Origin of the sequence: Blautia sp. aa_0143, from assembly GCF_004167315.1 — a bacterium.
Classification (GTDB): Bacteria; Bacillota; Clostridia; order Lachnospirales; family Lachnospiraceae; genus Blautia_A; species Blautia_A fusiformis.
Genome location: NZ_RCXU01000017.1, coordinates 84,042 through 90,520, shown reverse-complemented (window position 1 = coordinate 90,520; position 6,479 = coordinate 84,042). Strand labels below are relative to the sequence as shown.

Below are 6,479 nucleotides of genomic sequence, written 5' to 3'. Positions count from 1 at the left end.
ACGTACTATTGTTTATATTGAAGCGAATGTTACTATGAGGAGCCGTATGCGGGAAAGCCGCACGTACGGATCTGTGATGGGCTAAGATTGAGAGGTCTTAGTCTACTCGACTGAAAAATTGAGAAAATCGGAGTTTGAGGAGCATCACCGTTATGATTAGAGAATTACGGAAAGTGGATATAAATAAAGTTGCAGAAATATGGTTAGATACAAATATAAAGACACATTATTTTATCTCTGCTCAATATTGGAAAAGTAATTTTGAGTTAGTAAAAGAACTTCTATTACAGGCAACTGTCTATGTTTACGAGGATAAACAGGAAATACAGGGTTTTATAGGGTTAAGTAACGAATACATTGAAGGTATTTTTGTTTCTGCCGAAATGCAATCTCAAGGTATAGGTAAAATTTTGCTAAACTATGTAAAGGGAAAAAGAAACAAATTAATCTTAAATGTATATCAAAAAAATACACGGGCAATATCCTTTTATCAAAGAGAAGGATTTGAGATTCAGTATAGCGGTTTGGATGAAGCTACTGGAGAAAAAGACTATGTAATGGCATGGCAGCAGAAATAGAAATTCAAGTTTTAGTGTTTGGAAAATTATGACTTAGTGTGCAAGTTGGGAGAAAATATGGTAACGGAAAAAGAGAAAAAAGCATGTCGATTTATTGCCGAATGGCTATAAGATTGTGAGACAGTCTCTGGTAGATGATCTGGAGGGCGAAAAAAAGGTATGTTGGGAGACAGAAATTTTGCAGGATGATGATAGTGGATTTACTTATGAAATCAGCAGGTGTCTGTATTTCGATACCTGTAAGGAACATGGCTATGCAGAGTTCTGCAAAGTATTTTGCAACCATGACTGGTATGCTTATGGAGTATTAAAGCATCATTCGAGATTTATCAGAAAATCGACGATTGCCGAAGATGGAACTGTATGTCATGATACAATCGAGAAAGTAACAGAGAAACATTTTTTATAAAACCGAAAAATTGATTATGGGAGGAAATTGAAAATGGCGAAAGAAGAGAGATTTGAAAAAATATATTCTCAGGGAGCATTAACTACTACTGAGATATGGGTGGATAAGGAAACTGGTGTGAATTATTTATATCATGCATGTGGGTATTCAGGTGGACTGACTCCATTGTTGGACAGAGATGGGAAACCAGTTATTTCTCAGGCTATAAATAGATGACCTTAGAAACAGCAACTGTTATGGTAAGTAACAGCATCGTCACAATATGTATATGGTCGATTGGTGTGTGCGGTAATATACTATATTCAGAAAAACAATTCAGGAGATTTTTATGAGAAGATCAGGTTGGACAAAATGGTTGATCGTGATTCCGGCAATGCTAGGCATTGTGTTGGTGACCTATGTGCGGTATACAACGGATATCTGGGGATTTGGTGCATTTATCTGCCAGCTGATTGCAATTTTGGAATTGGCTTATGGTCTGCGAATTGCGATGCTGGCACAGAATAGAAAGAAGTCCTATCGGTTAACACCGGAAGAACGACATGAGTATGCACGGTATTTATATGAGAAGCAATATCACCGTTACCCTGCTGTAGCGAATCAGATGCTTTTGGTTATGGCACGGATGAGTGTACTCCTTAACAATTATGAACGGGCTGCACAGGAGCTGGCAGATATTCGTATAGATAAATTCAATCCAGCACAGTTGAAGTTGTATTATTACCTGAAAGTGGTTACAGCAATGGCAGCAGGAGATGCGACAGGGATTCAAGAGAGCCAGATGTGTTACGCAGGGATTCCGGATACTAAATGCACATATCCGTCAAAAGCAGAGCTTGCTATGTGGATAGAGCAGAGAGCGGCAGCGCAGATGGCAGAGGCACTGAAGAAGGCAGTGCCGGATAAAAAAGAGCATCCGATACGGATCAGTATCATTACTTTGGTTCTTGCGTATAGTACCTTCTTCTATGGATTGTGGTATGGTATAAAACGTGATATGGGATATGAAGTGAGATATCGTTTCGCAGAAATATCGATTACTGTTATTACAATCAGTCTGGCGGTTCTTTTGATCTGGGGGATCGTGAGTTTATACAGACACAATTGCCAGGCATTATCCATACAATTCGGTAAAAACAAAGTGGCATTGATAATTGTCTATGGAGCTGCTGCGATATTTGCACTTTTGATTATTGGAATGAGTGGTCTGAGTGTAGTGTTCGGAATGGATGGAACAGAAACGGTGACTGGTTGTGACAGCAAATATACGTATATAACTGTGCAGGAAGATTATGGTGGTGAACGGAGATACAGAACCAATAATCCATTTGTTATGCAGAGTATGGATGGTCTGTGGTGGTCTTCGGATACAATAGATGAAGAAGATAATCAAGAAGAGGATACTACAGAATTACCGGATTTGGATACAGAGAATTCAACAGATTCAGAGGATATTCAGAGTGGAAATACCATAGAAGATTACGAGACAGAAGGGCAGCATGATGGTCTGACAATTCAAAATGCAATGCTGGCAGTTTATAATTACCTTCAGGAGCAGAATACACTTCAAAATATGGCGTTCAGTTACACGGCGAATGCAAAGGGAGAAGTCTATGCTGTCGTCAGCGAAACGCAGGAAACAAAGAACGGTAATACGGTAAATGTGAGATACTGTCTGTACGATAATGGTTCCAAGACAGATGCAGATGGTAATTCCTGCGAAGAACTGGTGTTAGAAAAAGTATATCCGGATGGCAATTACGAGACCGAATTGGTAGATTTTTATCTGGTAAATGCAGATACGATGCAGGTGACAGACGAACAGAAGAATACGTGGTAAAATAAATTCTGGGGAAGTAGGTGCATTGTATGACAATGAGAGAAAAAATAAAACTATTATCGTAAATGTTTCAAGCGGACTGGGTTCTTTTGGAAGTATGCAAAAGGACTCCAAGACATAAGAGGTGAACTGCGCTGATCCAGGTGCCACGGCAACAGATTTGAATGTCGACGGAGGAAAGCAAACAGTACAGGCGCAATCGTAAAACTTGCAATGATTGATAAAACCGGACTAACAGTAACTTTTATTAGTCGATTTGGAAATATGCCTTGGTAATCAACAATTCCGGTTTTACTGACTAAGAAAATGAGGAGGATTCATAATGAGTGAGAAAACAGAGATTACTTTTATGCAAACAAGACTAATCCGGCTTGCTTCAGAAGAGTGGCATTTACCTGTTGAACAGATTATCCACTTGTTTAAAGAAGCCGATGTTCTTGGATATATAGAAAAATGCTATGGGATTTTTCATTGTGAAGGCGATGAAGCTGTGCTTGAAGATATTACTGAATTTTTGCAAAGAAAGGGGATAGAGATTAGTGCTTGAGTTAAAAGATGGATTTGTTCTCTATCATGGAAGTTATTGTGAAGTAAAAGAGCCAGATCTTGCCAAATGTGCAAAGAGAAAAGATTTTGGACAGGGATTTTATTTAACCACATCAAAGGAACAGGCAGAAAGTTTTCTGAGAACCTCAATAGCCAAAGCCATCGCAACCGGAACAATTGAAGAGGGGCAGAAGTTTGGATATATTTCAACTTTTGAATTCAAACTTTCAGAAAATCTTGAAACGCATATTTTTGAAAATGCAGATGTGGACTGGTTACATTGTATCGCCGCTCACCGAAAGAAAAAAATGTTTATTGAGGTTGAACGTGAAATGGCAAAATATGATATCATTGCAGGAAAGATTGCGGATGATGCAACAAACGCTACTCTTACCGCTTATCTTGCGGGTGCTTTTGGGACTGCAGGTGATAAAGTAGCAGACGATTTCTGTATCAGACAGTTGCTGCCGAATAAATTGAAAGATCAATACTGCTTTAAAACTGAGGCAGCTATTGAGTGTCTGAAATTTGTGAAAGGTGAGAAGATATGGCTGAAGTAACAATTCCAAAGGAAAAAATGAATTATACAATCGACCTTCTGATCACTATGGTGACAGATGAAATCGCAGAAGAGACAGGCAAGGACAGAAACGAGGTATTGACAGATTTTTTGTGTTCAAAGACAGGAAAAGCACTGTATGATGAGAAGACAAAGCTGTGGTGCACTGGTCCGGCATATATAGCTGAACTGTATATGGAAGAATTAAAGAAATCCTGATATGGGATGTGAGTTTAAATTTATACGACAATGGTGACAAAGACTTTCATTCCAAGGAGCAACAATTAAATATTTCAAAAACGCTGAGGTCAGCATTTCCTAATCACAGGACAACGACCTCAGTTTTTTATACCCAGGAATCGGCATTCATGAATAAGCCGGTTCTTTTTGTTTACAGAAAAAAGAAGGAGTACAAGAAAATGAGCAGAGCAAAAAATCCAAAGTATGAATCCATGTCATTGGAGGAACTGAAGGCCAACATGGAAAAGAGCAGACAGGAACTGGAGGCAGCAATTCACCACAAAAACATTCTGGAGCAGCGGAAGAAGCTGGTAGAACGCAGGGAACGTTCCCACCGGCTGATTGTCAAAGGGGCAGAGTTTGAGAAAGTATTTCCGCTGTCCAGAGATCTGGAACAGGAAGACGTCCAGGACATGATGAATCAACTGCAGAACAGCAGTTACAACAAGAGTATTGTGCGGCAGGCTCATATAGCCGCCTTACACAAAGATCAACAGCAGATTGCAGAAGCAGTAAAAAAGACAGAGAAGGGAGATGACAGTTAATGGCACTGTATCATTTTTCAGTAAGGAATGTATCCAGAGGGAAAGGGCAGATGGTGGTCGCTTCCGCAGCCTATATTTCCGGGCAGAGGATTTTTGACAGTTATTACAACAAGATACACGATTATACGAGCAAGTCAGGTGTGATATTTACAGAAATCCTGACACCGGAGTATGTGCCAGAGCGTCTGACTGACAGGGAAACACTCTGGAACGAGGTGGAGCATGTGGAACGGAACAACAAGGCACAGCTTGCCTATTCGTTTGACATTGCACTGCAGAATGAATTGACACTTGAGGAAAATATCAGACTGGCAAAAGAGTTCTGCCAGGAGCAGTTTGTGGCACGTGGCATGATCGTGGATCTGGCAGTCCATGAGGGAAAAGCGGAAAATGAAGAAGAACCGGATAATCCCCATTTCCATGTGCTTGTCCCAATCCGTCCTTTTACAGAGGAAGGAATCTGGGGCAATAAGCAGAGAAGGGAATATATTCTTGATGAGGATGGAAACCGGGTGAAGGATGCCAAAGGAAAAGATATGTTCAATGCTGTTTCTACTACCGGATGGAATGATCCGGAGCTTTTAAAAGAATGGCGGCGGGCATGGACAGAGAAAGTAAATGGGAAATTCAGGGAGTGCCACATGGCATCCAGAATCGACCACCGTTCCTACAAAGAACAGGGGATTGACCTGATCCCGACCATCCATGAGGGATATGAAGTCCGGGCAATGGAGAAAAAGGGAATCAAAACGGTGATCGGAGAATTGAACCGGGCAATCCGGCAGTTTAACCAGATGTTTATTTCTCTGAAAGAATCCATTCAGTGGATGAAGACAGCTTATGAGGAAATGAAAGCAGAGCTGGATCGCAGGCAGAACCCGACACTGCTGGAAAGCCTGCAGGATTATTATGATAAAAAGACACAGGGCAGACCACCACTTCCCAATTTTTATGCGGAGATGAAACAGAGAGGTAAGAATCTCTCCAATTTACAGGAGTTTGCAAAATCCATCAGTTATCTTCAGACACATCAGATAGAAACGATGGATGACTTGCAGGAACGGATTGAGGAACTGAACGGTGTTGTTTCTGTCAGTAAAAAAGAAATTTCTGAAAAGCGGAAACAGTTAAAGGAACTTGAGAATCTGGAAAAGATGGCAGAGGTAATAAAAACAAATCAGCCATTGATTGATGAGTATAACCATTTCTATTTTCAGAAAAGACGGGAGAGATATTATCAGCAGCATAAAAAAGAAATCAATTATTACCGCAAATGTGAACGGGAACTGAAACAACATCTGGATAAAAATGGAAAAGTGCCAACTGCCAGATGGAAACGGGAGAAAGAAGAACTTCAGGCGGGGATCGAAGAGCTGAAAGCAGATAATCAGCCGTACCAGGAGGAACTAACTTTTGTGAAAAAGGTACAGAGCTGTGCGGATATTGCCAGACGTGACCGGGAAATGGCAGAAGCAGATACTTCCGGGCGTTCAGAAGAAAAAAGGGAGAAGCAGGTGAAGTTCCCGACATTTTACACAGTTCAGGCGAAAGAGATTCTTGAAGAAAACGGGAAAGCAGAGCAACAGCCGTTGAACCAGTCGGAGCAGAATCCAGAAAAGAAGACCTCTCTTCTGAGAAAACTGGATGAAAAAAAGAAAGAGTGTGCAGAGCGTGATGCAAAACAACAGGCAGTGAAGAAAAAGCGAAACTATGACATGAGTTTATAACAGTCTGTCAGCAGGACAGACGGGAAAGGATGAGC

Annotated in this window: 9 protein-coding genes; all 9 read left to right on the top strand. The window is 40.7% G+C overall.

The genetic code is table 11. The features are described from left to right. Window positions 1-152: 152 nt before the first annotated feature. The 9 genes from EAI83_RS10300 to mobQ all read left to right on the top strand — a co-directional run bounded on the left by EAI83_RS10300 (window position 153) and on the right by mobQ (window position 6,444). The gene (locus EAI83_RS10300) at window positions 153-578 is read left to right on the top strand and encodes an N-acetyltransferase (protein ID WP_003864588.1); all 426 of its coding nucleotides are present in this window, start codon (window positions 153-155) and stop codon (window positions 576-578) included. A gap of 94 nt (window positions 579-672) precedes the next feature. Beyond that, on the top strand, window positions 673-987 hold the full coding sequence (locus EAI83_RS10295; protein WP_040466130.1) for an L-2-amino-thiazoline-4-carboxylic acid hydrolase: 315 nt from the start codon (window positions 673-675) through the stop codon (window positions 985-987). Between the two features lie 33 nt (window positions 988-1,020). Further along, window positions 1,021-1,203 carry a DUF6440 family protein gene (locus EAI83_RS10290; RefSeq protein ID WP_003864586.1) on the top strand — a complete coding sequence of 61 codons (183 nt, stop codon included), beginning with the start codon at window positions 1,021-1,023 and terminating at the stop codon, window positions 1,201-1,203. 112 nt (window positions 1,204-1,315) lie between these two features. Continuing rightward, window positions 1,316-2,827, top strand: coding sequence for a hypothetical protein (locus EAI83_RS10285; RefSeq protein ID WP_003864585.1), 1,512 nt, complete (start codon window positions 1,316-1,318; stop codon window positions 2,825-2,827). 322 nt (window positions 2,828-3,149) lie between these two features. Continuing rightward, window positions 3,150-3,374, top strand: a complete 225-nt coding sequence (locus EAI83_RS10280; protein ID WP_003864584.1) for a DUF3791 domain-containing protein — start codon at window positions 3,150-3,152, stop codon at window positions 3,372-3,374. Then, entirely contained in the window at window positions 3,367-3,933 is a 567-nt protein-coding gene (locus EAI83_RS10275) for a DUF3990 domain-containing protein (protein WP_020944841.1), read from the top strand. The genes EAI83_RS10280 and EAI83_RS10275 overlap by 8 nt, the downstream gene beginning before the upstream one ends. Continuing rightward, a complete protein-coding gene (locus EAI83_RS10270; protein ID WP_003864582.1) occupies window positions 3,921-4,151 on the top strand; it encodes a hypothetical protein in 231 nt (76 codons plus the stop codon). Before EAI83_RS10275 ends, EAI83_RS10270 begins: the two co-directional genes overlap by 13 nt. 200 nt (window positions 4,152-4,351) lie before the next feature. Next, window positions 4,352-4,717: a DUF3847 domain-containing protein gene (locus EAI83_RS10265; RefSeq protein WP_015543456.1), complete on the top strand. Its 366-nt coding sequence runs from the start codon at window positions 4,352-4,354 to the stop codon at window positions 4,715-4,717. After that, on the top strand, window positions 4,717-6,444 hold the full coding sequence (gene mobQ, locus EAI83_RS10260; protein WP_003864580.1) for a MobQ family relaxase: 1,728 nt from the start codon (window positions 4,717-4,719) through the stop codon (window positions 6,442-6,444). The genes EAI83_RS10265 and mobQ overlap by 1 nt, the downstream gene beginning before the upstream one ends. Window positions 6,445-6,479: the final 35 nt, after the last annotated feature.